This is a genomic window from Leptospira brenneri (genome assembly GCF_002812125.1).
Taxonomy (GTDB): Bacteria; Spirochaetota; Leptospiria; order Leptospirales; family Leptospiraceae; genus Leptospira_A; species Leptospira_A brenneri.
In genome coordinates this window covers 20,133-42,139 of record NZ_NPDQ01000013.1, presented here as the reverse complement: position 1 = coordinate 42,139, position 22,007 = coordinate 20,133, and the positions used below count along the sequence as shown (strand labels likewise).

Below are 22,007 nucleotides of genomic sequence, written 5' to 3'. Positions count from 1 at the left end.
TTAACGACGTTCCCCGACCCTGAGTCCCTAGAAGGGACGTTAGGGACTGGAACGAGGCTTGCGGAGGCAAGAGGAGTTCCAGAGGGGAATGTGTCGCAGACCGAGCGAGGGCTCAAGTCCCGCAGCGAAGCGTTAAGTCGCTGTTATGCGACGTGAAACCGAATTCAACATCTCATTTCTAAAATTTAATGTTTTATAGTTTCTAACAATGTATAGTTAATTGTTCTACTCAATGATTGCCAGAAGCCTAATTCAAAATCCTCCAAATGAAATTCCTTTAATGAAGTGTCATGCTTATTTTCTCTTGCATAAAATATCAAACCTGAATAATCAGATTTATATTTCCAATTTCCATGCGAGAATGCGTTTCTGAATAATCTGACTCTTCCAGTGGTGATAAAGTTAATGCATTTTTTTGCAACTGAATCATTTTGCATGAATTTTTCAACTGAGTGATAAATTATTTCATTAAAATACGTAAAAGAAATGTAGTTTTGAGCAATTACTTGCATTCTTACAATTTCAGGATTTTTTAAAATTGATTTGTTTGAATTGAATATATCCATCATTCCTTGGAAAGATAAAAATTCATTATATCTATCGTTAAATGATATTTTATCATTTTCATTAATTTCTCTAAGAATTCTCTCTTTTGAGTTTGTAAAATCTATTCCAAGGTTGGTCGCGATTTTTATCGTTTGTTGGTAGTTTAGAAAAACGTTTTCGACTAATTCCTGTTGATAGGCTTTCATTTGTAGGTCTAATTTTTCAAAATTTTTCATAAAATTTCTTTCATGTCGCATAACGAACTAGTCTTGACGAAGTTTCCCGCCCTGAGCCTCCGGAGGAGGCGTTAGGATTAGCGGGAAATTTGCCGGAGGCCGAACGAGGGCTTGTCCCGAAGTGAAGCGTTAAGACGCTGTTATACGACGTTTGATAGTTAAAACTTTTCATATTCGGCTAATCGATCGTTAATAACTCTTTCATTGTCGATTAATGTAAAATCTCTTGCGCAAATATAAATTCTCTTATTAATATGGTCTATAGTAGTAACACTTGCGTAGATATATAAAGGAGTATTGAGTTTATATTCTTCTTTTAAATATTGATCGTAATTTTTTTGCCAAAAAATAACGGGAGTATAACCGGAAATCTTATAGCTATTTATTGTGTTTTCAGTAAAAAATAGATTTTGTGTGGAGTATATTTGTTCTTCAGTGTATAGAAGTGCTTCATTTCTTTTTGTAACATTTGGAATTTCCGTAAGTTTTATTTGGAATTGAATTCTGTCTATTGAATTTGTGTGGAAAATTGTATAATCGCTTGGGCTATCCTTTTCTTTTTTCCATCGATTGAAATAATCAGTTAAATACTTTTGTAGTGATGGTGCATTTCTAAAAGATAAGAAATTAGTGTTTTTCCTATTTATCCAATCTGGAGTAAAAAGGAAATGATTATCAAACTTTAAAGCTTTTCTTTGGGACATTCGAACAGGAAACGGAGACAGTTTTTCGAAGCTAGAAGTAACATAGCATTCTGGTTCACATAATCCAAGTGAATTGCCATATCCTATTTTTTCATTTTCCTGAACGAATACTTTTGACAAATTTCCGTAAATTAAATTATAAGTTTCAGAAACTTCGGTATTTTTATAAAAATAAGTTATATTAGTTTTAATAAAGATAAGAATTTTATCATCTTTATTTCTGACAATTTTGGTAACAATTCCGTTTGCATCTGAATTTATGTTTTTGCCTTTACTATTTTGAAATATTAGAGATGGAAATTGGAAACTTTCATCAGTTACTTCTAGATTTTGTGAATTAATTTTAATAGATAATATTGAAATTATCAAAATTGATTTAAGTAATATCTTATTCATGTTTCCCTATTTAATCTAATTTTATCAAATGTCGTATAACGAACTAGACTTAACGACGTTCCTCGACCCTGAGTCCCTGGAAGGGACGTTAGGGACTGGAACGAGGCTTGCGTATGCAAGAGGAATTCCAGAGAGGAATGTGTCGTAGACCGAGCGAGGGCTAGTCCCGAAGCGAAGCGTTAAGTCGCTGTTATGCGACGTTTTTATCTAATATATTTGAAAGTACCTATTATCTAGTGCAATAAAATTTTTAAAGTTTATAATAGATTATTAAAAGTAGCGTTTAGATTAAAATAAGCCAATTATAGCATTATTCAATGCGTCTGTAATGGTCATTTGCAATTCCTTTAATGTTAAGAATAATATAGTTTTTTGAAACACTAGTAGTAATAACAGTTACATGATTTTCTTCATTAAAACCAAAACAATTAAGTTTCATTTGATCACAAATTAAATTTGATGTAACCGCAGTATCGTTCTTATCTTTTGAATCTATTTTAGATTTTGTCATAAAGGTATAAATTCCTTCTGTAGAACTGATTTGAAGATAATTATCAGTATCCTTTTCAAATTCAATCCATTTTCCTAATAAATATGGTGATTCATCTGACTTGAGAGGAACCTGTTCGATTAACCGTTTTTTATCAAAGTTTGGACAGTAGAGCTTGAGGACTTGAGTGCCTCGAATCAGTGTGATAACGGACCTTTGAATCCAATCACCTTGAAGATGCGGGTATATCATAATAAAAAGAAGTCGGTGCATAAAACCTTTCGGTGGAGAATCTGGATGAGAAAATGAACATCCGTCGATATCTAAAAGAAGATCGCCTGGTAAAAAAGGATTTAGTTTGAGAGAACTTTCTAAAAATAACTGATATCCGTGCGCTGGCCGCATCCTGATTCCTTCCCAGTCACCCCTGGAATCTTTTTGAGGTAAAACTTGACCACGAACTAAAGGAAGATAGCAGTTCTTAGAATCAGCATTAAGTTTCCCAACGGATAGATTTAATAGCAGAAATGTAATTATAAGCCAGTAGGATTTTTGATTAAGATTCATTTTCACTTCTGAAATTTTCGTTTTATATTGAATGTTTAAATTTGACAATTATTGCTTCTCTTGATGGAAATACTAAATTTATTTTTTAAAAATGTCGCATAACGAACTAGACTTAACGACGTTCCTCGGCCCTGAGTCCCTGAAGGGGACGTTAGGGACTGGAACGACGCTTGCGTAGGCAAGAGAAGTTCCAGAGAGGAATGTGTCGTAGACCGAGCGAGGGCTTGTCCCGAGGCGAAGCGTTAAGTCGCTGTTATGCGACGGTCGTGTTATACACTAATAAGATTTTCATGAAAAACTTCTTCTAATCTTATAATCGTTTTGAGAGTAGGATTAGATTTATGCGGATCCTCAAACTTTTGATAAGTTTGATATGCGATATTAAGTTTTTGAGCAATTTGTTTTTGACTTAAACCTTGCTTTTCTCTACTTTTTTTAAGCCAAATAGCAAAAGAGACATTTTTATCAGGAGTAATGAATTTGATGTCCTTTCCTTTCAGCTTAGAAGGTTCAGGAATGCTTAGTCTTCTAGAATCAATTGATTCTAAATAACCAGTTAAAGCTTCTTGAGCGTTTAGGATAGCCTCGTTCTCATTATCTCCAAAAGTGAAACATCCAGGTAAATCAGGAAACTCAACATTAAAAACTTTTTCTTTTGAACTGTATTTAATAATAGCTGGATATGATATTTTCATTTGAGTCCTGCCTGCTTAAGTATTGCATTCATCGTTCCGGTTGGAATGTCCCGATTGCTGTGAACGGGAACTGAAAGAGTTTTATCTTTTTTCTTAAGAATATGGTGTGATCCACTGATTCTATCTAATTCCCAACCATTATTTCTCAGAATTTTTACTAATTCTTTTCCCGTCACAAGTAATAATACAGCATTTGGGCTGTATTTGTCAATTGGTTATTTCTGATATTTTTCTACATATTTGAGATTTTCACGACTGTTCGCATAACGAACTAGACTTAACGACGTTCCTCGGCCCTGAGTCTCCGAAGGGACGTTAGGGACTGGAACGCCGCTTGCGTAGGCAAGAGAAGTTCCAGAGAGGAATGTGTCGCAGACCGAGCGAGGCCGTAAGTGCCGAAGCGAAGCGTTAAGTCGCTGTTATGCGCAGTATTTCATTAATTAAAAGAATCGATTTTTTCTAATTTCAAGATTAATGAGATTTTCTTTTTTAATCTAGTATATAGGAACTTTCTAGTCAAATTAATTTTCCCAAACCATCTCAATTAAACAAATTGTCAAATCCTATTCAAGATATATTTTTTCTTCCCAATTTACGATATTTTTGAACAGTTCGCTGAGAAGATTTATTTGCTAAAATGTGATTTTTGATAAATTCAAACATTAAATATATAGAATCTATTTATAACTTGATTTAAATAAGCTACTGCATATTCTATTTTCGGAGTAAGTAATACATTGTTCTCGACATAAATATCGTTTATATTCAGGAAACCTAGTATATTGACTTGGATATTCTACATTGCAAGTATCTAAGCATTTATTTACTCTTTCAATGCACATTCTAATTTCGATATTTCCAGATCGAAATTCTTCTTCTGAACCTAAATGCTTCCCTGAAAGGAAGATTACCAAAAGGATTATTTTAAAGTACTTTAGCGGCTTCGACATTGCAAGGAATACTTAAATCAAACGGTTCACCCAAGGAATTGTTTAGCAATATAAGTAATGTCAGTTCATTTATACAGGCTGAAGCGGAATTTTTATCATATTTTGTTGAGGCTTTAAACTTATTTGCTATCGTTAGCAATTGCAATATGTACCTATCTCTTTTATCTGAATTTGTCAATAGAGGAATTGTTTGAGAAAGTAATTTAGTTTGCAAATCATTTCCGATGATAAAATCAGATGATAATGTTTGGCAACTTAAGACTAGGGAGACTATAAGAATGAAGAATTTCATTAAATTTTTATCTTTTTGACTGATTGATTGGGAGGGTAATTTCTAATTTCGTACTCAAGGTTTCTGAATTCACTATAGACATTAATATTTACAAAATTTAGAATCCATATAGTAGAAAAATTTCTCATATAAAAATTTGTTTGAAATATTGCGCATAACGAACTAGACTTAACGACGTTCCTCGACCCTGAGTCCCTGAAAGGGACGTTAGGGGCTGGAACGCCGCTTGCGTAGGCAAGAGAAGTTCCAGAGAGGAATGTGTCGGAGACCGAGCAAGGGCGTAAGTCCCGCAGCGAAGCGTTAAGTCGCTGTTAACCGCCGTTGAGTATTTTTAGAATTGATTCTACTGAAATTCTTAAGTCCGGAATTTTGTTTTTACAAATATTGAAAATAATTTCGTGGTCGAGACCTTCATAATGATGAGAAATAACGTCTCTCATTTTCATAATCTTTTCCCATTCGATTTCAGGGAATTTATTGAGAAATTGACTGTCTAATTTTACAACAGATTTAATATTGTCTCCGATTGCTTGTAATCGCATAGCTATTGAATCTAGGATAGTAATTCCATCTTGAGAGTTGATGAGATCATCCGGAAATTTGATTTTAAGGAATCGATTTTCGATCAGTAGAATAGATTCGAGAATAAACTCAAACCGCTCTGTTATCTCCTCAGACATTGATTATATCTTTCTGGATTCTATTGAGGAAAGAGGGTTTAATTTGATTTCGTTTTCTTACGAGGTCAACATTTCGTTCAAAAAGCTTTTCTAAGTATATTTTTAAACCAACCAATGAATCGAAATCTGGATTTTTCATTTCAACAAGTAGGTCAACATCGCTTTCCGAGTTAACTTTATCTTTTGCAAAAGAACCGAAAATACCAATTTGAAGAACGCCAAAATCATTATTAAGAATGGGTTTGATTTTAGAAAGTTCCTTAATCAATTCTTGCTTGGATCCTACCTTCATGGTTGAATTATCCTAATTCGGTCTCAAAAGTCAATAATAGGAACATCGAATTTCTTTATGTTTTGACTTTCTTTTATTAAATCGGTGAGATTTTTTCATATTTTAGATAGATTTTTGCGAAATGGCGGTTAACGAACTAGACTTAACGACGTTCCCCGGCCCTGAGTCCCTGGAAGGGACGTTAGGGGCTGGAACGCCGCTTGCGTAGGCAAGAGAAGTTCCAGAGGGGAATGTGTCGCAGACCGAGCGAGGCCTTGTGCCGAAGCGAAGCGTTAAGGCGCTGTTATGCGAAGTGTTTTATGATACTAGCTAATACCGACCACAGGGATAAAGTTCCGATAATGCTATAGTGAGAATGGATCTTGGTGTATCTTGATCATCAAATTTGGATTTATTTCGTAATATAAAATTATATAATTGATTTACATTGACACCTTCTTGAGGAGTACAGTAGAAATTGCGTTTTCCTCGTCTTGCATTCGTCTCAAATTCCATAACAGTGCCATCAAGGAATCCCTCAATGTAATAATCAATCATGGTTGCAACTATTGATTGATCATTTGAAAGTTTTCCATTCTGTGCTTTTTTTTGTGAAAGCTCTATTCCCAGAATTAATTGACTGGCAGTAAGCGAATGAATTTTTGTGTTTAGAAAAATTATCGTTAGAAAGAATAGAAATACTCTCATTGAATTTCCTTTAAATAAGAATTTAGTTGATAGATTTGATTTTGCCGAGTTAATTCATATTCGCTAATTACCATTAATTTGTGCGGGAATTCACGTCCGTTTGTTATATTTATTGTATACATTCGTGAGAAAACTGTATATCTATTGTTTTTGTTACACTGAATATGGTCGTTATATACGAAAATCTGGTCAGGGCTTTGTAAATTTAGCTGACTATTTTTTCTATTTTTAATAATTCCACTTTTATTCAAATATTCTTCTTTTAATATCAAATCTAAATTTTCTCGGTTTATAATTTCAGTTTTTTCATCCGATAGTATGTTTGTTGCTTGGAATATCAAATTTTGTCTCAAGTAGGATATTAAAATTTTACTTTTACTGTCTTCTGTGCATGAAAGGTTATATTGATATTCAACCAACATTCTGATTTTATTTTCTTCCATTTGGGAATTTTGATTCTGTATAGGCATAGTTTTATTCTGTTCGCTATGCTTAATGTTTTGATTTGGATTACAATATAGTAAGATAGATAAAATAACTAATTTAAATTTCATGTTTCTCCTTTAGTTTAAAACATTTCGCATAACGAACTAGACTTAACGACGTTCCTCGACCCTGAGTCCCTGAAAGGGACGTTAGGGACTGGAACGCCGCTTGCGTAGGCAAGAGAAGTTCCAGAGGGGAATGTGTCGTAGACCGAGCAAGGGCGTAAGTCCCGCAGCGAAGCGTTAAGTCGCTGTTATGCGACGTTTCCGATGTAAGCAATCAAATTAAGCCACGGATGGCGTTTAAGCTAAGCCTTTAAGAGAACAAATTCCTCTTTCTTCTTATTTCTTCTTGGAACAGCTTTAATTTCAACATCAAAACCACAAGCATGAACATAATCGATTAGTGTTGAAATTTTAATGTCAGATCTAGATTCAATTCTAGAAACGCTTACTTGTGAAAAACCATCAACATCGGTTTGTTTGATACCTTGATTTTGTCTTAACTCAGCGAGTTTTAATTTGAAAATTTCTTTTTGAGCCTCAGCCTTTGCTTGGCTAATTATATCTTGTGGAACAAATTTGGCTAAGTCAGTATCAAAGCTTTTTAATTCTTTTTTTTGTTTTTTCTTAAGCATCTTACAAATCTCCCAAGTATTCAGAATATAATTCTTCTGATTTTTTAATCATCATAGGATAAAACTTTTTTGAAGTCGCTTTGTTTCCGCCAATGAGCAAAATAGCATTTCTTTTAGGGTCGAAAACAAAAAAGATTCGAAAAGGTCTATTTTTGCTATTAACTCTAAGTTCCTTTAAGTTTTTAATCTTGGATCCGGTAATAGTATCTACGTGCGGACGTCCAAGTCTAGGACCAAATTCTTTAAGAATTTCAATAGAAACTAGAATATCTTTTTTTGCGTCATTATCTAGTTCTTTGATCCAGAGAATTATTTCCTCAGTTCTCTTTATCTCATACACTAGAAGTAATATAACATATGCGTTATATCTGTCAAGTGGCTTTTTGTAGCTTTTTATTCTTTATTATATCTCTAACGGGCATGGACGCCCGTTCTTAATTGGGATCTCGGAAATGTTCGCATAACGAACTAGACTTAACGACGTTCCTCGACCCTGAGTCCCTGGAAGGGACGTTAGGGACTGGAACGCCGCTTGCGTAGGCAAGAGAAGTTCCAGAGAGGAATGTGTCGCAGACCGAGCGAGGGCTAGTCCCGAAGCGAAGCGTTAAGTCGCTGTTATGCGACGTGTGTAAAATTTAAAATTTACTATTTAGTGGAAGATAGTCCGCATGTTGAAGAGTAATTGTTTCACCGTGACTAAACCTCCAACCTTCTCTCCATCCAAATTCCGTTGATCCATGAGCCGGTATATCGATTGGAAATGTTCCTGTTTGATTGAAAGTCGGATTATGAAAAGTAGCATTAATTTGCAAATAATGCCTAGATTTATTGTTCAAAATTAACACGTAACCTTTTCCCCATATAGAATCTCTATATGTAAGAGTAATTGGTAAAGGCGGGAGGAGAGGCTTTTCAGGTGGTTTTTCTTCAGAGAGGTAACCTCCAAAAACCCAGCCAGTAATATCATATACTTCGACTTTTGTCCATTTTCCGTTTTTTTCAGTTATTGTTATTTGTTTATCAATTTCATCTAGAGATTTTACTAATGTTCCTCTTGGAAGAGTAAGGATGACTTTACCATATACACTAGGCTCTTCTCTTAAAGATAGCGACTCATTAGCTGTTACATACAAATTTTTTGATTTGTGACAATTTAGAGTAGAGAAGGCTAATAGTAGTATTATGACAGGAGATGTTCTTTTCATTTTTAACTCGATCTTATTTGGTTTTAGCGAATTATGAACCAGTTTACTATAAGAAATTTTGTTTAGATTTTGGTTTTTTTGATTTAGAAAAGAGATTATTTCTTTTATTACTAGCTGAATTTTTTACACATGTCGCATAACGAACTAGCTAACCGACGTTTCCCGACCCTGAGTCCCTGGAAGGGACGTTAGGGACTGGAACGACGCTTGCGAAGGCAAGAGGAGTGCCAGAGGGGAATGTGTCGTAGACCGAGCGAGGGCGTAAGTCCCGAGGCGAAGCGTTAAGTCGCTGTTATGCGTAGTCTTTTTCTATTTCAAAGAATCATAATAATTTATTAATTCTAAACAGGAAATACAATTATCGTAGTCAAAATCTCTTTGATATTTTCCTCTTAGCCTAAGCGTAAATGGTTTGGCAAACAAATTCTTTAAAGTTTTAATTTCTGATTTATCAATCAAAATATCAGCTTTTTCCGTGATCGAAGCATCGCTTGCAACATTAGTAAACTTATCATAATTTTCTATTGAAAATTCAATTCTCTCTTCCTTTCCTGAAAGGAACATTTTTTCAAAAAATATCCAATCTGTGCCTGTATAAGTGAAAACTATTCTCAACCATTTGTTTTTGTCTTTTGTAATGACATACATATGCAGCGGCTTTGGTTTAAATAAGCCAACTAAATCAGAGTGAGTATAGATATTTCTATTCTCTACTAGATCTTTTTTCTCAATTATATTTGATTCAGGAGCAATTGGCGAAAATCCTTTTGGTAAAGTTGAACAGCTCAGAATGGTAGAGAAAATCAGTATTTGAATTTTTTTCATTTTTATTTATCCTATATTAAATTTAAAAGATTACGCATAACGAACTAGTCTTCCCGAAGTTCCCTGTAGCCGAGCCTACGAAGTAGGTGTTGGCGTCGGCGCGACTTCTTGCGAAGCAAGAAGCGTGACGGAAGGGAATTTGCCGTAGGCCGAGTGAGGCCTTGTGCCGAAACGTAGCGGGAAGACGCTGTTATACGCCGTTTTAATATTTATAAGTAATTGATGCAAATGTAGAACCGAAATATTCATTGGTTGCAGAATATTCAATAGAAGATCTTATAAATATAGTAGAAAAGGGATCGCTAGTTATGATTTGACTTCTATTTTGAACGACTTTCGCTGATTGTTCAATAAAGCCTATGGATAATAGTATGGAATCATTGAATTCGTAACCAAGTATGACCTTTGTTTCAGTAGCATAGTATTTAGTGAATGGATTGTCTTTAATTTGAGAGAATTCAAAATTTCTAGCCGAAGTAACAATTGTGTGGTTAATATTGGAAACTCCATTTAGAATCGAATATCTGTATCCTGCTGAAATATAAAAACCATAGAATCGGGGAGATTCAAGTAACAAGCCAGCCGTAACCCCAGTAAAGTTTTGAGAAAAATTATAGTTGTTAAATCCAAATCTACCATCGCTTAAATCACTTTGCAATCTCTGAATTCCAAAGTTAAGAATGATCCTATTTTCAATTAGATGGTAATTTAAGAATAAGTTCTGTTCTGACCTATAATATGTACCAAGATTTCCTTTGCTAATTTGATCCGTATAAGGATTAATTCTTTCAAAAGAAGAATTGGTTTTTTTATACTCAAAAAAATTTCCTTCGATGCTAAGCTTAGAATCACCTATAAATTTTAGAAATCCGAAAGTATTATATTGAATAGAAGGAATCTCAAATGCAAAAGAAATCGGAAAAAAGCTGTTATACATATTAAATTCATTCGGTGCAGCATATCCATTATTTCTTCTGATATAAACTTGGTTCCCTTTTCTTTCATTTTGTTTATTTTCTTCCTTTTCTTCTGCATAGATGCTGAAGTTTACGATGAGTAATGCTATTAAAATTAATATTTTTCTTTTTTTCATAAGTTTTATTAAAATGGCGTATAACGAACTAGACTTAACGACGTTCCTCGACCCTGAGTCCCTGAAGGGACGTTAGGGACTGGAACGAGGCTTGCGGCGGCAAGAGGAGTTCCAGAGAGGAATGTGTCGGAGACCGAGCGAGGGCGTAAGTCCCGCAGCGAAGCGTTAAGTCGCTGTTATATGCAGTCCCCGATTTGATAATGTAATATTGTTAATATTTTGGGCTTTAATTCTTGATCAAATTCAATGTTTGTTAATATTTCTATAGCTATAGAATAGATATCTTCATTTTCTTCATTTTTTAATTTCTCCTTAATTTTGGATTCTGTGTATTCCGATTCTTCATTTTTTCTTAAATTTTTAATGTTTTCGAGCCATTCATCTTCTTCTAAGGGTTCATCATAAGGGAATAGTAATATATCTGCATTTAGGCATTCTAAGTTATAAAGTTGTTCGATAGTCCATTTATATAAGGAATTTAATTGTTTTTTATGAGGTGTAATAAGATGATATAACCAAATTAGATTATTAATTTTATTATCCTCTCTTGATTTTTTAATTATATTCAATAAAATATTTCCACAATATTCAGTAATTTCTTTATTACCGCCCAATAGACATGAAATATTGGTAAGTAAAAATCCGGAATTCAAAATTAGGAATGTGTCATAATCATAGTTTAATCCGAAATGCGGACCAATCATAGTCATAAAAGAATTTTTTTCTTGCCAGCTCTTAAATTTTTCAATCAACTCAAGTTTAATTTCGTTTTCAGTAGCAAAATAATATACGAGACCGATGTGTAACGGTCGATACCAATGATCTCCATAATATGTATCATAGTCCGACATTGGAGTTCCTTTTTCTTCTTCCTGAAATAGTTTATTTAGAAGATGAGAAAATGCTTCTTTATATGTTTTATCTACAATGGATAATCTTGCATAGTTTGCTAATAATCTTCGATTGGAATTCAAATAATTTAGATTATAGAGATTTATAAGAAAACTACTGTCTATTATGATTTTATCAGAATTATTATTAAGAAAAATTAGAAAAGCGACAGTATCAAATTCCAGTGTTAATCTTCTATGTTGTAGAAGTATTTCGTAAAGAACTTCTGACCATCCCACCTCAGATAGAATAATTGCCTTATAGTTAAATTTGCCAAATTGATTTTCCAGTGACGTATATACACCAGATTTTGATGAACCTTTTAGAATTAATTGAAAAAGGAAAAGCGGTTTGGAGAATTTCGATGCTTCTTGTGAAAATACCTTGGTTGGATTATATACCATAGAATTGGTGCTGTTTGATTCAATTTCAAAGATGAACAATGGAAATTCTTGTAATTCATCAAAAAGCCAAGCTACATCAACAGCTTCATTTGGGTTACCATTAGCTCGGACGGGATATTCGTGTTTCACATGATATCCTAATGCTTTGCCTAGTTCCGAAATTATTGCTATCGTTCTTTTTCCTGTGATTAATTGATGTTTACCCATTTATAAATTCCTATTTTCGGGGATTGCATATAACGAACTAGACTTAACGACGTTCCTCGACCCTGAGTCCCTGGAAGGGACGTTAGGGACTGGAACGAGGCTTGCGTAGGCAAGAGAAGTTCCAGAGAGGAATGTGTCGCAGACCGAGCGAGGGCTCGTCCCGAAGCGAAGCGTTAAGTCGCTGTTATATGCAGTTGCCCTTGTTATTGATTTATGAAGGTTTAAAAGTATATGTATATTGATTAATATATGATTTAAAATAGTTTGTCATTTGATTTTTTGAATCTTTTTTTTTGCATATTTCAAACGCATTTGATTTAATGAACTTAAAGAGTTTTCCTTGCCAGTAAGTAATGTTACCACATCTTCCCAAAGATGATCTTTGAATGCTTTTTCAGCTTTTTTAGAAATCATTTCATTTTTGGTAACTGAAGATATATTTTGTCTTTGCTGTTCTAAATCACGTTTTAGTAAAATATCGTTTGATAGGAATCTTTTCCCGCATAACTGGAAAATTTTAATCAAACGTTCAAATTCAAATTGCAGTTGTTTTTCATCGTACATTGCTTCGTATAAGCTATATTTCCGCTCAGGAAATTTAAAATTACCTTCTAATTTATATAGTTCATAGATGGTAAATGTATTCTCTCCCCAACCAAAATCTAAATCTATTTCTAGTCTTAGTGGTGCTATGCTCAATCTAATAAATTTGTTACTTCTCTTTGAAAAGAGTTTTTTAGACTTTTCTATATAAGTTGCGGAAGCGAACACTGCCATCGTATTATCTGCTTCATAAGTGTGCAAATCTTCCAACTTATATCCTAGATTAGATATAAGTGAATTAATATTGTTTTCAACATTTTTAAAAGTTTGAGTGAATGTAATCATTTTCTTTCAAATACTTTTTTACTCAAGAAAAGTGGGGCAATTGCATATAACGAATTAGACTTAACGACGTTCCCCGGCCCTGAGTCCCGGAAGGGACGTTAGGGACTGGAACGCCGCTTGCGGAGGCAAGAGAAGTTCCAGAGGGGAATGTGTCGTAGACCGAGTGAGGCCGCAAGTGCCGAAACGAAGCGTTAAGTCATTGTTATACGACGTGATTTAATTAAACGTTTTATCGCCAGTAATTAAACCAATTTCCATTAAAATTTTTATCAAAATTTTCTTTGCAGTCAAATAAAATGGAAAATGTATCTTTATTCAGAAATCCGAATTCATCATATTTTTTAATTAAGTCAAAATATTTTAGAGTGTATAATTTGTTTTTCAATTCTAAAAGTGATTTTTCTTTTTGTTTAAGTGTGTAATAGAATAATACTGTTGTCGCGAAACAACGTTCAATTTTCCATAATTCTTTGTCGTTAATTTCTGAAAGTAAAGTTTCGATTTCTCTTTCGGTTATTTTAGTATTGGCTTCCGCTATCGCAATAGATTCGAAATCTGAGAAAACGGTGAATAAGGAATTAATTTCGAAATTATTATAATTATCTCTATTTATAATTTCGATGAATTTCTCGGAAATTTCCTCTTGTATTTCTTTTTTGAAATTAAAAGATCCTTTTTCTTTGAAGAAGAGATAATCATTTCTCTTTTCTAGTATAACTTGTAAACGCGGTCTATGGTCGGGTATAACAAAATCATAGAAAACATTTATTGTTTTTACATCATATTTTGCTGAAATCCAAGTTAAAAGTTCATCAAATGGTTCTTGAATTTTTTTCTTACCTTTTAATAGATCCTTTGTCTCATTATATGCGAAATCGGAAGGAGTAATCATTTTACAAATTATTTGTGAATCGTATGATTTTAAATCATGTCGTATAACGAACTAGACTTAACGACGTTCCTCGACCCTGAGTCCCTAGAAGGGACGTTAGGGACTGGAACGCCGCTTGCGTAGGCAAGAGAAGTTCCAGAGAGGAATGTGTCGCAGACCGAGCAAGGGCGTAAGTCCCGCAGCGAAGCGTTAAGTCGCTGTTATGCGAAGTCGATTTCATTTTAAAATATTTTTAAATATTATATCTTCTTGAGTTTTTAAAAAATATTTATTGTTCATTTCTTTTTCTGGACCTCTGAGAATATTTCCGTCTAGAATAGGTTCATTGGTATTGTTTAATATCTTAAAGTAATATGTTTTTCTATGTCTTGCTTCAAAAAAAGTTGGCGGATAATTCTCACAGGTTTGATAGAGATCACAGTTTTCTTCTTCAATTCTTTCGCAATCAAATCGAGAATGAATTATGTATATTATTTTTTTATCAGAAGATATTTTAATATGATTTGTAACTGGTTCGTCATCCTCATTGTTACATTTATCACCAGCCTCAGAGTCCCAAAGTGGAATTTTTAATATTTTGAATTTACTTAGGTAAAAGAGGTAACTTAGTGTTATTCCATCACAATTATGGCATTGATCTGATCCTCCCCATAATAGATTTGCATTTTTAGAAAATGAATAAATCCGAAGGTTATTTAATTCAGAGGTAAATTTTGTTTTTTCTGAAATATTTTTAAAAACTATATTTTCATTTATATATTCTTTGTAAGAAAAAAATAGAGAATCAAGGGAATAAGTTTCGTTAATGTTGATAATTTTGATGCTATAGTTAGTTTTGTTTTTTGGAGGATACTCGCTATCTTGCTTAAATATTTGATCGTTACTTAATATTGTATTTTCCGGAAAAACAGGCAGTATATTTAAGACTGGCACATCAGTTCTGAAGCTGGTGTCTGCAAAATTCATTTCTTCCAATAATTCTTTATTATAGGATAAGAGAGTAAATGGTGAAAAAACATAGCCAGGGTTGCCATTGAAGATCACTTGATACCAATAGCCAGATATACTGTATGAACGAGAAACTTGATTCGAGATTTTAACTACAGTTCCAATTTCGCCATATTTTAAAATTTTAATAGTCTTAGATGATTCGATTGGTTTTGTTTTTAATTCCAACCCAGGTTTTGAGAGTATTTTAATATATTTTTTCTCATTTGTGTTAATTGTTAATTCTTGGGAAGTAATAGTGTTTCGAAATGATACGATTAAATACAAAAATATAATGAAAAATTTTTTTTTAGTCATTTTGAGAATTCATTTTTCGATTTCGCATAACGAACTAGACTTAACGACGTTCCTCGACCCTGAGTCCCTGGAAGGGACGTTAGGGACTGGAACGAGGCTTGCGGAGGCAAGAGGAGTTCCAGAGAGGAATGTGTCGCAGACCGAGTGAGGCCTTGAGCCGAAACGAAGCGTTAAGTCGCTGTTATACGACGTGTTTATTTTATAAAGTCCAATCTTCTATATTTAAATCTTTTATTCTTTCGAATTCTTTTGTATTATTTGTAACAAAAATAAGATTCCTTGATATTGATTGGGCTGCTAATAATGCATCCATAGTGCCAATCATTCTTCCCGATTTTCTTAAATCGCTTTTAATCTTTCCGAAGGCAGGAGTATCTTTTTGTTCGAAGTTTAAAATTTCAAAAATAGTAAGAAATTCCATTAAAGAAATTCTATTTGTTTCCTTACGTTCGCTATTCTCTACGCCAAATTCGAGTTCAGCTAAAGTAAGAGAGGATATTAAAATTCCTTTATTATAATTCTTTTTAAATTTTTCTAGGAGTTTAATATTTTTCTTTTTTATGAGGTAAATGCATATATTTGTATCAATTAGATACATTAGAATTGTTCTCTTTCTGATTCTGGTAAATCAAACCTTCCTTCACTAAGAAAATCGTCAGTAAAACCGTTTAACCCGTCAAGAAATGCATTCCATGCTTTATTCTTAGGGACTAGTATAACAGCATCTCCAACTTTTTGGATGAAAACTTCTTCACCTTTAAATTGAAATTCTTTAGGAATTCTGACTGCTTGGCTTCTACCATTAACAAAAATTTTAGCTGTTTGCATATAAAAAAGTATGTATCCCGGTATATACCATGTCAACTTTTTTTACTTTTTTGACCTTCTATTTCTCGAGCTTAAGTAATACATTTTCGCCATGTCGTATAACGAACTAGACTTAACGACGTTCCCCGACCCTGAGTCCCTGGAGGGGACGTTAGGGACTGGAACGAGGCTTGCGTAGGCAAGAGGAGTTCCAGAGGGGAATGTGTCGCAGACCGAGCGAGGGCGCAAGTCCCGAAGCGAAGCGTTAAGTCGCTGTTATACGACGTGTTTCGTTGCTAGTTATTATTTTCGTTAGAGCGAAGAATAACGATTGGAACCTCAATAGGGCAATTAAACCGAACTGGAATAATCGACCATCCAATTCCAGCTGATATTAGGACTAGTTCATTAAATTTAGATTTTTTAATTCCGGTGTCAAAGTTTTTATCTTTGACAGGTAAGATTGGAGACCAATTTAAAATTGGAATTCTAACTTGTCCACCATGAGTGTGTCCAGTGATGAATAGATCAATTTTTTCAAAATGAGTAGTATTTGAAGAATCAGGATTGTGCGCGATAGCAATTCTATAAAGGTTAGGATCGGAATGTTTAAAGACATCATCAATAGGAATATGATCCTCCCAAAAATCACCTAATCCAGCAATAATGATTTTATCATTTCCATTTTTTAGAACTACTTGTTTATTTCTAATGGATTTTCCGCTTTCTTCTAGGAGTTTTAATGCGAGTTGATTGTTTGCCCAATGGTCATGGTTTCCGTTAACGAAAAATTCGCCGTTTTTTGCATCTAATATTTTTAATAAATTCCAGACGTTTATTAATTCCTGATCAAAATTTCTCCTTTTTACATAGTCTCCAATGCCAACAATTAAATCTGGATTTTTATCATTAATTGATTTTAAAGTATGTTTTATCCAAAATTCAGGGACTAGAAATCCATAGTGTAGATCCGAAACAACAGCAATTTTATAACCGTCGAAACTTTTAGGAATCTTATTTGATTGAATTTCATATTCAGGAAACCTTATAAAATATCTTTCGATGAAAAGTGAATTTATAGAAATTAAGCAAAAAATTGCTACTATGAGTTTTAATATTTTATTCTTCATAAATTTAGAAACATGTCGTATAACGAACTAGACTTAACGACGTTCCCCGACCCTGAGTCCCGAAGGGACGTTAGGGACTGGAACGAGGCTTGCGGAGGCAAGAGGAGTGCCAGAGGGGAATGTGTCGTAAGACCGAGCGAGGGCTAGTCCCGAAGCGAAGCGTTAAGTCGCTGTTATACGCTGTGCTGGATCTATAAGAAATGATTATAGATTTGATCTTTTAAATCTGCGTAGTGTGATTTCATATCACCTTGTCCATCTATTTTCTCTATTAAATATTTTTCAATTAATTCTTCTGCATTTTTATCTACATGGTATATATTGAAAATGTTATCACTAATGTTTACTTTTATTATTTCTGTACATCCAATAGCAACAATATATCCATAAAAGTATAAAGAATAAAAACTTTCGCCAAATGTTTTCAGTAAATCGTTTAGGTTGAATGCTTTTTTAGTAGAAAAGGATTTTTGGCACAAATATAAACTGAATAACCCATATAACGATGATTTTCTTAATATCATGTCTATTGTTTCTTTTGTTAATGTTGCATTTGTGGTTATAGGTTTGTCCTTAGTGTTTGTCGAACTGTCTAATAAATTTTCTTCATTTTTTTCTTTTATTATTTTAAGTATATTATTAGATTCATCAATTTTTCCTTCCAAGATTGGCAATTGCGATAGAAGGGTTTTTAGGTTGTCTGCATTAGTAATTAAAGAAATTGATGCAGTACTTAGATTTGAGGAAGTGTCAGAAAGCTTCGTAAAGCTTTCACTTAAATTGTTATTGGCTACAATAGAATAAAATATTGCAATTAAACCTAAAAAAAGCGATGTTAATGTAGCTCCGAAACTGATGTAATTAACCGTGTTCGAATCTACGGACCATTTTAAAGTTAAAAGAATTATGATTATAGTTATTAGTATTCCTGATACGTATATGAAATGTAGAGGTAGGTTTTTCATTTTTTGACTTCTTTTGAATTTGATTCTAGCATAGCGTATAACGAACTAGACTTAACGACGTTCCCCGACCCTGAGTCCCTGGAGGGACGTTAGGGACTGGAACGACGCTTGCGTAAGCAAGAGGAGTGCCAGAGGGGAATGTGTCGCAGACCGAGCGAGGGCGCAAGTCCCGAAGTGAAGCGTTAAGTTGCAGTTATACGAAGTGGCGATTTATTTTCTCTCTGGAAATTTCCCATACTCTTCTAGACACATGGATGCTATCAGTTTACATTCATTATGATTTTTTTTATAAATAACTAGAAACTCTTCGTCATTATTATTGGGATTACATTCAAAGCTTAATTTTATTTGAAATTCAAATTTATTGTCTAAATAAGATATAAATAAAAATTCAATATTTGGTTCGATAAATGATAAATCAGAGAACTGAGTGTTCTCTTTTATTTCTATTTTAGAAAACCATTGTGATATCGTTTTTAGGTCGTATGTCAACAAGCAAGGATGCGTTACCTGGAAACTGAATTTTTCTGTTTCTATTGAAACTTTTATATTTAACCAATTACTATCATATGATTTATCATTGCTATCTGGAAATTCGTATCCTACAGATTCAATGCGAATCATTTCATTTTTATCATTGATAAATATCATTCAAGTTCTCAAGTTTCTATAGATTCTAGTCTAGGTGTTTTACTTATTTCGTTATTTGTAGATTTGGCCGCTTTTATGAATATATCAAATAACAATGATTTGATTATTGGGTATAGATACGCTTTTTTGCAATTTTCTAGATCCATATTTAAAATTTCCTTATCGAATTTTTAGTGAAATGTTGAGTTTTCTTTTCTTTGAAAATGGAATTCCTGCAAGAATGCAGATTAGTAATTTCCGGTTAAAAGTTTCCGAAAGTTAAATCGAATATATGTTATTTTTTAAATGTCAAATTTTGATTTAACTTTTTAGTTAATCGAAAGCTACATAAACCTTTGTTTTAATAGAAATTATTACCTTAAATTAGAAACAATCTTTTTTATTAGATATTTTTCTATTTCAATATATGAGTTAATTTTGATGCCACCATATATTTATTACCTATGTCTTCGGTATTCAAATTGCCATTTCGTATAACGAACTAGGCTTACCGACGTTGGTCGTAGGTGAGCCTGCATGCAGGCCTTACCGTCGGCACGCTTTCTTGCTAAGCAAGAAACGTGACGGAGACCAATGTGGTGCAACCCGAGCAAGGGTGAACGAAGTGAATCCTGCAGCGAAGCGGTAAGCCGTAGTTATACGCCGTCTTTTTTAAGAAGTAAGGTTTACATTTAAAGCCTTAGAAATTAAGTTTATTTTATCTTTTTTTATCGTAGATACGGTATTTAATACTGGAAATTTCTGGAATATACTTTTATCTTGAATGATCTTTATAATTTCCTTGGAAGCTTTCTCTAAATCCTCGTAGAAGGTTTCGGCTACTAACACTAATCGATCATCAGCTTCTCCATGAAATTTATTTAATTCTAAGTGCTTTAATTCTCCGTTTATAACTTTCGGCTTTGAGATTTCAGTAAGAGCTAGTTTTGCCTTTGGTGTCATTACATGTAACAATCCACATCTTAGGTTCTCGTATAGGTTATATGGATTTGTTGGGTCTGTGTAAATATGATACTTAACGTCAAAGAATTCGTTAATTAAATTATTAAATCGATTTTTACTTTTTCCCTTCTCATTGAACTCGAATTCATCTATGATTGATCCTAGAAATTCAATTGATTGGCTAATTAGTCCAAATGATAAGTAAGCATGGCCTGTTTTTTGAATCGCTTTTATTTCATTTAAGATCAACTGATCGATTAATTCTATTAAATTCATGTTTTCACCTTATAAATAATATTATTTTGAACATTTGCATGGACCGAACTATGGTTTGCAAAATAAATTAATGAACATTGCTTTTCCCTATATTACAATTTGAACAAAGAGTCTCAAGATTTTCTAAAACAGTTTCCCCATCCTTACTCCAAGGGATTATATGATCAACGTGTAATTCTACTTCCGGATCTTTTGCTGGGTTCGCACCGCATTTTACACATTTAAATTTATCTCTCTTTAGAACTTTAAATCTCAATCTAAGAGAAGGATCTCGATTAGATTTCCGTATACCTTCCCGTGGATTTTCGATAGAAATTAAAGATGAATCTGATTCATTTGCATAATTAACAAATTGTTGTAATGCGTTTGTCCAGGAATTAAATCTTCGATTATATGCACTTTGTGAAATCTTAGAAGGAGGTAGATTAAGATCACGTCGAGTAGGTTGATAGCCCTTATGCTGCCAGATATTCAATACATTTTCAAATAACTCTTCATCACTATAATTTCTAATATTCCCTGGAGCCAATCCTGCAATCAATAACGCTTTATTCCAAGTACCAAACCTTCTAGATATTGTTCTCGCATCAAATTTACCAAATTCTTTATAAAGACTGTGAGATAACACGTTCGAATTCTTCTCAAAGGCCACCTTTTTAAGATCTTCAATGAGATCTTTATCTGAGACTGGAACGTTCTTGGGTGGAATATATTCGAAGTCATTCATTTCTATGATATTCAGTTTATAATTATCGAAGTTTTATTATTTTCAAGAAGTTTATAAGTATGATGTAATACTTCATATTTATTGAATACAGTTAAAAGATGGCGTATAACGAACTAGTGTTACCGAAGTTTTCCGCCCTGAGCCTGCGTAGTAGGCGTTAGGATCAGCGGAAAATTTGCCGAAGGTCGAACGAGGCCCTGTGCCGAAGTGAAGCGGTAACACGTTGTTATACGACGTTTCGAATTTAAATATTTATTCCAAATTCAATTACAACAGATTTAAAAGCTTCAGTGGTAGTGTTATTGCCTTTAAGACCGTATTCAGTATTTTGTATGGTGTCGTATCGCAAATCACCTGAATAAACTCTCAGGTCATCGGGTTTGATCCTAGCCACAATAGATTTCCATCCTATAGTCATGAAAACATTTTCAGTAAAGAAATATCCAGCCTTTAAGTAGATTTCACTCCCGATATATTTAGTGTAAGGTTGAATATCAACATGTATGTATCCCTGATCAGTATTTACTGCAGAAAAATAGTAATTATTGTATGTTCTTCCATAAAGTTGGAAATATGAAATTCTAGCACCGAGAAAGAAATTAGCAAATTTATCAGATTGGTATTCCAATCCAAACTCTGGCCCAATATACTTTTGTCCGAATTTGATTGAATATCCAAAAGGATAACTGTCAGTAAGTTCAGATTTAACAAATCTAGTTCCAATAATAAGAGTTAAGGCATTAAAGGTAGGTAAAGAATAAGCGAATCCAGTTCTTATTTGCGACCGAAAATAATCTCCTATAGAAACTGGTTCTGAAGCTACTAGTTCATTATTCTGATAGAAAGAGTATTGTTGAGAAAAAGCCCTTTTATTAAATTCAAGAAAATCAAAGTAAAATGAAAAATCAGAATTTTCAAATTTCTTTTTTAAAGAGAATTCATAGTTATTCACAGTTTCATTTGATTTATTTCTGTAACCGCCAAAAGTATCTTTGAATTCATACTTTTCATAAGGAAATAAGTAAGTTGAATTTCTAATAAAAGTGATAGTCCAAAGTTTACTTTTTTGATCTGAATTTGTTTGTGAATAAATTGCAGGACTTAGTAGAAGTATTGTTAGAATTATTTTTTTCATATTATA

Annotated in this window: 26 protein-coding genes; all 26 read right to left on the bottom strand. The window is 33.3% G+C overall.

The features are described 5' to 3' along the window. Positions 1-185 precede the first annotated feature (185 nt). Positions 186-782 carry a hypothetical protein gene (locus tag CH361_RS18795; RefSeq protein WP_100792367.1) on the bottom strand — a complete coding sequence of 199 codons (597 nt, stop codon included), beginning with the start codon at positions 780-782 and terminating at the stop codon, positions 186-188. A gap of 158 nt (positions 783-940) precedes the next feature. Next, the gene (locus CH361_RS18790) at positions 941-1,882 is read right to left on the bottom strand and encodes a hypothetical protein (RefSeq protein WP_100792366.1); all 942 of its coding nucleotides are present in this window, start codon (positions 1,880-1,882) and stop codon (positions 941-943) included. Between the two features lie 310 nt (positions 1,883-2,192). Then, positions 2,193-2,939, bottom strand: a complete 747-nt coding sequence (locus tag CH361_RS18785; protein ID WP_125232081.1) for a hypothetical protein — start codon at positions 2,937-2,939, stop codon at positions 2,193-2,195. Positions 2,940-3,208: 269 nt separating this feature from the next. After that, complete coding sequence (locus CH361_RS18780) at positions 3,209-3,634, bottom strand: type II toxin-antitoxin system HicB family antitoxin (protein ID WP_100792364.1); 426 nt, start codon at positions 3,632-3,634, stop codon at positions 3,209-3,211. Beyond that, on the bottom strand, positions 3,631-3,810 hold the full coding sequence (locus CH361_RS18775; protein WP_100792363.1) for a type II toxin-antitoxin system HicA family toxin: 180 nt from the start codon (positions 3,808-3,810) through the stop codon (positions 3,631-3,633). The genes CH361_RS18780 and CH361_RS18775 overlap by 4 nt, the downstream gene beginning before the upstream one ends. 1,377 nt (positions 3,811-5,187) lie before the next feature. Then, positions 5,188-5,556, bottom strand: a complete 369-nt coding sequence (locus CH361_RS18765; protein ID WP_100792361.1) for a HepT-like ribonuclease domain-containing protein — start codon at positions 5,554-5,556, stop codon at positions 5,188-5,190. After that, entirely contained in the window at positions 5,549-5,848 is a 300-nt protein-coding gene (locus tag CH361_RS18760; protein ID WP_100792360.1) for a nucleotidyltransferase family protein, read from the bottom strand. Before CH361_RS18760 ends, CH361_RS18765 begins: the two co-directional genes overlap by 8 nt. Before the next feature lie 309 nt (positions 5,849-6,157). Further along, positions 6,158-6,535 carry a hypothetical protein gene (locus tag CH361_RS18755; protein ID WP_100736187.1) on the bottom strand — a complete coding sequence of 126 codons (378 nt, stop codon included), beginning with the start codon at positions 6,533-6,535 and terminating at the stop codon, positions 6,158-6,160. Further along, a complete protein-coding gene (locus tag CH361_RS18750; protein ID WP_100736188.1) occupies positions 6,532-7,089 on the bottom strand; it encodes a hypothetical protein in 558 nt (185 codons plus the stop codon). Before CH361_RS18750 ends, CH361_RS18755 begins: the two co-directional genes overlap by 4 nt. Before the next feature lie 239 nt (positions 7,090-7,328). After that, positions 7,329-7,658 carry a helix-turn-helix domain-containing protein gene (locus CH361_RS18745; RefSeq protein ID WP_100792359.1) on the bottom strand — a complete coding sequence of 110 codons (330 nt, stop codon included), beginning with the start codon at positions 7,656-7,658 and terminating at the stop codon, positions 7,329-7,331. A 1-nt stretch (position 7,659) separates the two neighbouring features. Beyond that, positions 7,660-7,998, bottom strand: coding sequence for a type II toxin-antitoxin system RelE/ParE family toxin (locus tag CH361_RS18740; protein WP_100792358.1), 339 nt, complete (start codon positions 7,996-7,998; stop codon positions 7,660-7,662). 295 nt (positions 7,999-8,293) lie between these two features. Next, entirely contained in the window at positions 8,294-8,863 is a 570-nt protein-coding gene (locus CH361_RS18735; protein WP_100792357.1) for an SH3 domain-containing protein, read from the bottom strand. A 309-nt stretch (positions 8,864-9,172) separates the two neighbouring features. After that, a complete protein-coding gene (locus CH361_RS18730) occupies positions 9,173-9,688 on the bottom strand; it encodes a hypothetical protein (RefSeq protein ID WP_100792356.1) in 516 nt (171 codons plus the stop codon). A gap of 202 nt (positions 9,689-9,890) precedes the next feature. Next, positions 9,891-10,781 carry an LA_2444/LA_4059 family outer membrane protein gene (locus CH361_RS18725; RefSeq protein ID WP_100792355.1) on the bottom strand — a complete coding sequence of 297 codons (891 nt, stop codon included), beginning with the start codon at positions 10,779-10,781 and terminating at the stop codon, positions 9,891-9,893. 176 nt (positions 10,782-10,957) lie between these two features. After that, entirely contained in the window at positions 10,958-12,283 is a 1,326-nt protein-coding gene (locus CH361_RS18720) for a hypothetical protein (RefSeq protein WP_100792354.1), read from the bottom strand. 267 nt (positions 12,284-12,550) lie between these two features. Then, positions 12,551-13,171, bottom strand: coding sequence for a hypothetical protein (locus tag CH361_RS18715; RefSeq protein ID WP_100792353.1), 621 nt, complete (start codon positions 13,169-13,171; stop codon positions 12,551-12,553). 229 nt (positions 13,172-13,400) lie between these two features. Beyond that, positions 13,401-14,063, bottom strand: a complete 663-nt coding sequence (locus CH361_RS18710; RefSeq protein ID WP_100792352.1) for a hypothetical protein — start codon at positions 14,061-14,063, stop codon at positions 13,401-13,403. 216 nt (positions 14,064-14,279) lie between these two features. After that, positions 14,280-15,368 carry a hypothetical protein gene (locus CH361_RS18700; RefSeq protein ID WP_100792350.1) on the bottom strand — a complete coding sequence of 363 codons (1,089 nt, stop codon included), beginning with the start codon at positions 15,366-15,368 and terminating at the stop codon, positions 14,280-14,282. Between the two features lie 199 nt (positions 15,369-15,567). Next, positions 15,568-15,966, bottom strand: coding sequence for a type II toxin-antitoxin system tRNA(fMet)-specific endonuclease VapC (gene vapC, locus CH361_RS18695; RefSeq protein ID WP_100792349.1), 399 nt, complete (start codon positions 15,964-15,966; stop codon positions 15,568-15,570). After that, positions 15,966-16,196, bottom strand: a complete 231-nt coding sequence (gene vapB / locus CH361_RS18690) for a type II toxin-antitoxin system antitoxin VapB (RefSeq protein WP_100792348.1) — start codon at positions 16,194-16,196, stop codon at positions 15,966-15,968. Before vapB ends, vapC begins: the two co-directional genes overlap by 1 nt. Before the next feature lie 275 nt (positions 16,197-16,471). Then, positions 16,472-17,305, bottom strand: coding sequence for a metallophosphoesterase (locus CH361_RS18685; RefSeq protein ID WP_100792347.1), 834 nt, complete (start codon positions 17,303-17,305; stop codon positions 16,472-16,474). A 191-nt stretch (positions 17,306-17,496) separates the two neighbouring features. Further along, positions 17,497-18,270, bottom strand: a complete 774-nt coding sequence (locus tag CH361_RS18680) for a hypothetical protein (protein WP_100792346.1) — start codon at positions 18,268-18,270, stop codon at positions 17,497-17,499. A 210-nt stretch (positions 18,271-18,480) separates the two neighbouring features. Then, positions 18,481-18,921: a WapI family immunity protein gene (locus CH361_RS18675; RefSeq protein WP_100792345.1), complete on the bottom strand. Its 441-nt coding sequence runs from the start codon at positions 18,919-18,921 to the stop codon at positions 18,481-18,483. A gap of 651 nt (positions 18,922-19,572) precedes the next feature. Next, on the bottom strand, positions 19,573-20,139 hold the full coding sequence (locus tag CH361_RS18670) for a hypothetical protein (protein WP_100792344.1): 567 nt from the start codon (positions 20,137-20,139) through the stop codon (positions 19,573-19,575). Positions 20,140-20,206: 67 nt separating this feature from the next. After that, positions 20,207-20,866, bottom strand: coding sequence for a homing endonuclease associated repeat-containing protein (locus tag CH361_RS18665; protein ID WP_100792343.1), 660 nt, complete (start codon positions 20,864-20,866; stop codon positions 20,207-20,209). 244 nt (positions 20,867-21,110) lie between these two features. Continuing rightward, positions 21,111-22,001, bottom strand: coding sequence for a hypothetical protein (locus CH361_RS18660; protein ID WP_100792342.1), 891 nt, complete (start codon positions 21,999-22,001; stop codon positions 21,111-21,113). Positions 22,002-22,007: the final 6 nt, after the last annotated feature.

Coding starts and splice junctions, on each gene's coding strand:
- CH361_RS18795 (WP_100792367.1), bottom strand. CDS start 782: ATGAAAAATTTTGAAAAATTAGACCTACAAATGAAAGCCTATCAACAG.
- CH361_RS18790 (WP_100792366.1), bottom strand. CDS start 1,882: ATGAATAAGATATTACTTAAATCAATTTTGATAATTTCAATATTATCT.
- CH361_RS18785 (WP_125232081.1), bottom strand. CDS start 2,939: ATGAATCTTAATCAAAAATCCTACTGGCTTATAATTACATTTCTGCTA.
- CH361_RS18780 (WP_100792364.1), bottom strand. CDS start 3,634: ATGAAAATATCATATCCAGCTATTATTAAATACAGTTCAAAAGAAAAA.
- CH361_RS18765 (WP_100792361.1), bottom strand. CDS start 5,556: ATGTCTGAGGAGATAACAGAGCGGTTTGAGTTTATTCTCGAATCTATT.
- CH361_RS18760 (WP_100792360.1), bottom strand. CDS start 5,848: ATGAAGGTAGGATCCAAGCAAGAATTGATTAAGGAACTTTCTAAAATC.
- CH361_RS18755 (WP_100736187.1), bottom strand. CDS start 6,535: ATGAGAGTATTTCTATTCTTTCTAACGATAATTTTTCTAAACACAAAA.
- CH361_RS18750 (WP_100736188.1), bottom strand. CDS start 7,089: ATGAAATTTAAATTAGTTATTTTATCTATCTTACTATATTGTAATCCA.
- CH361_RS18745 (WP_100792359.1), bottom strand. CDS start 7,658: ATGCTTAAGAAAAAACAAAAAAAAGAATTAAAAAGCTTTGATACTGAC.
- CH361_RS18735 (WP_100792357.1), bottom strand. CDS start 8,863: ATGAAAAGAACATCTCCTGTCATAATACTACTATTAGCCTTCTCTACT.
- CH361_RS18730 (WP_100792356.1), bottom strand. CDS start 9,688: ATGAAAAAAATTCAAATACTGATTTTCTCTACCATTCTGAGCTGTTCA.
- CH361_RS18725 (WP_100792355.1), bottom strand. CDS start 10,781: ATGAAAAAAAGAAAAATATTAATTTTAATAGCATTACTCATCGTAAAC.
- CH361_RS18720 (WP_100792354.1), bottom strand. CDS start 12,283: ATGGGTAAACATCAATTAATCACAGGAAAAAGAACGATAGCAATAATT.
- CH361_RS18715 (WP_100792353.1), bottom strand. CDS start 13,171: ATGATTACATTCACTCAAACTTTTAAAAATGTTGAAAACAATATTAAT.
- CH361_RS18710 (WP_100792352.1), bottom strand. CDS start 14,063: ATGATTACTCCTTCCGATTTCGCATATAATGAGACAAAGGATCTATTA.
- CH361_RS18700 (WP_100792350.1), bottom strand. CDS start 15,368: ATGACTAAAAAAAAATTTTTCATTATATTTTTGTATTTAATCGTATCA.
- vapC (WP_100792349.1), bottom strand. CDS start 15,966: ATGTATCTAATTGATACAAATATATGCATTTACCTCATAAAAAAGAAA.
- vapB (WP_100792348.1), bottom strand. CDS start 16,196: ATGCAAACAGCTAAAATTTTTGTTAATGGTAGAAGCCAAGCAGTCAGA.
- CH361_RS18685 (WP_100792347.1), bottom strand. CDS start 17,305: ATGAAGAATAAAATATTAAAACTCATAGTAGCAATTTTTTGCTTAATT.
- CH361_RS18680 (WP_100792346.1), bottom strand. CDS start 18,270: ATGAAAAACCTACCTCTACATTTCATATACGTATCAGGAATACTAATA.
- CH361_RS18675 (WP_100792345.1), bottom strand. CDS start 18,921: ATGATATTTATCAATGATAAAAATGAAATGATTCGCATTGAATCTGTA.
- CH361_RS18670 (WP_100792344.1), bottom strand. CDS start 20,139: ATGAATTTAATAGAATTAATCGATCAGTTGATCTTAAATGAAATAAAA.
- CH361_RS18665 (WP_100792343.1), bottom strand. CDS start 20,866: ATGAATGACTTCGAATATATTCCACCCAAGAACGTTCCAGTCTCAGAT.
- CH361_RS18660 (WP_100792342.1), bottom strand. CDS start 22,001: ATGAAAAAAATAATTCTAACAATACTTCTACTAAGTCCTGCAATTTAT.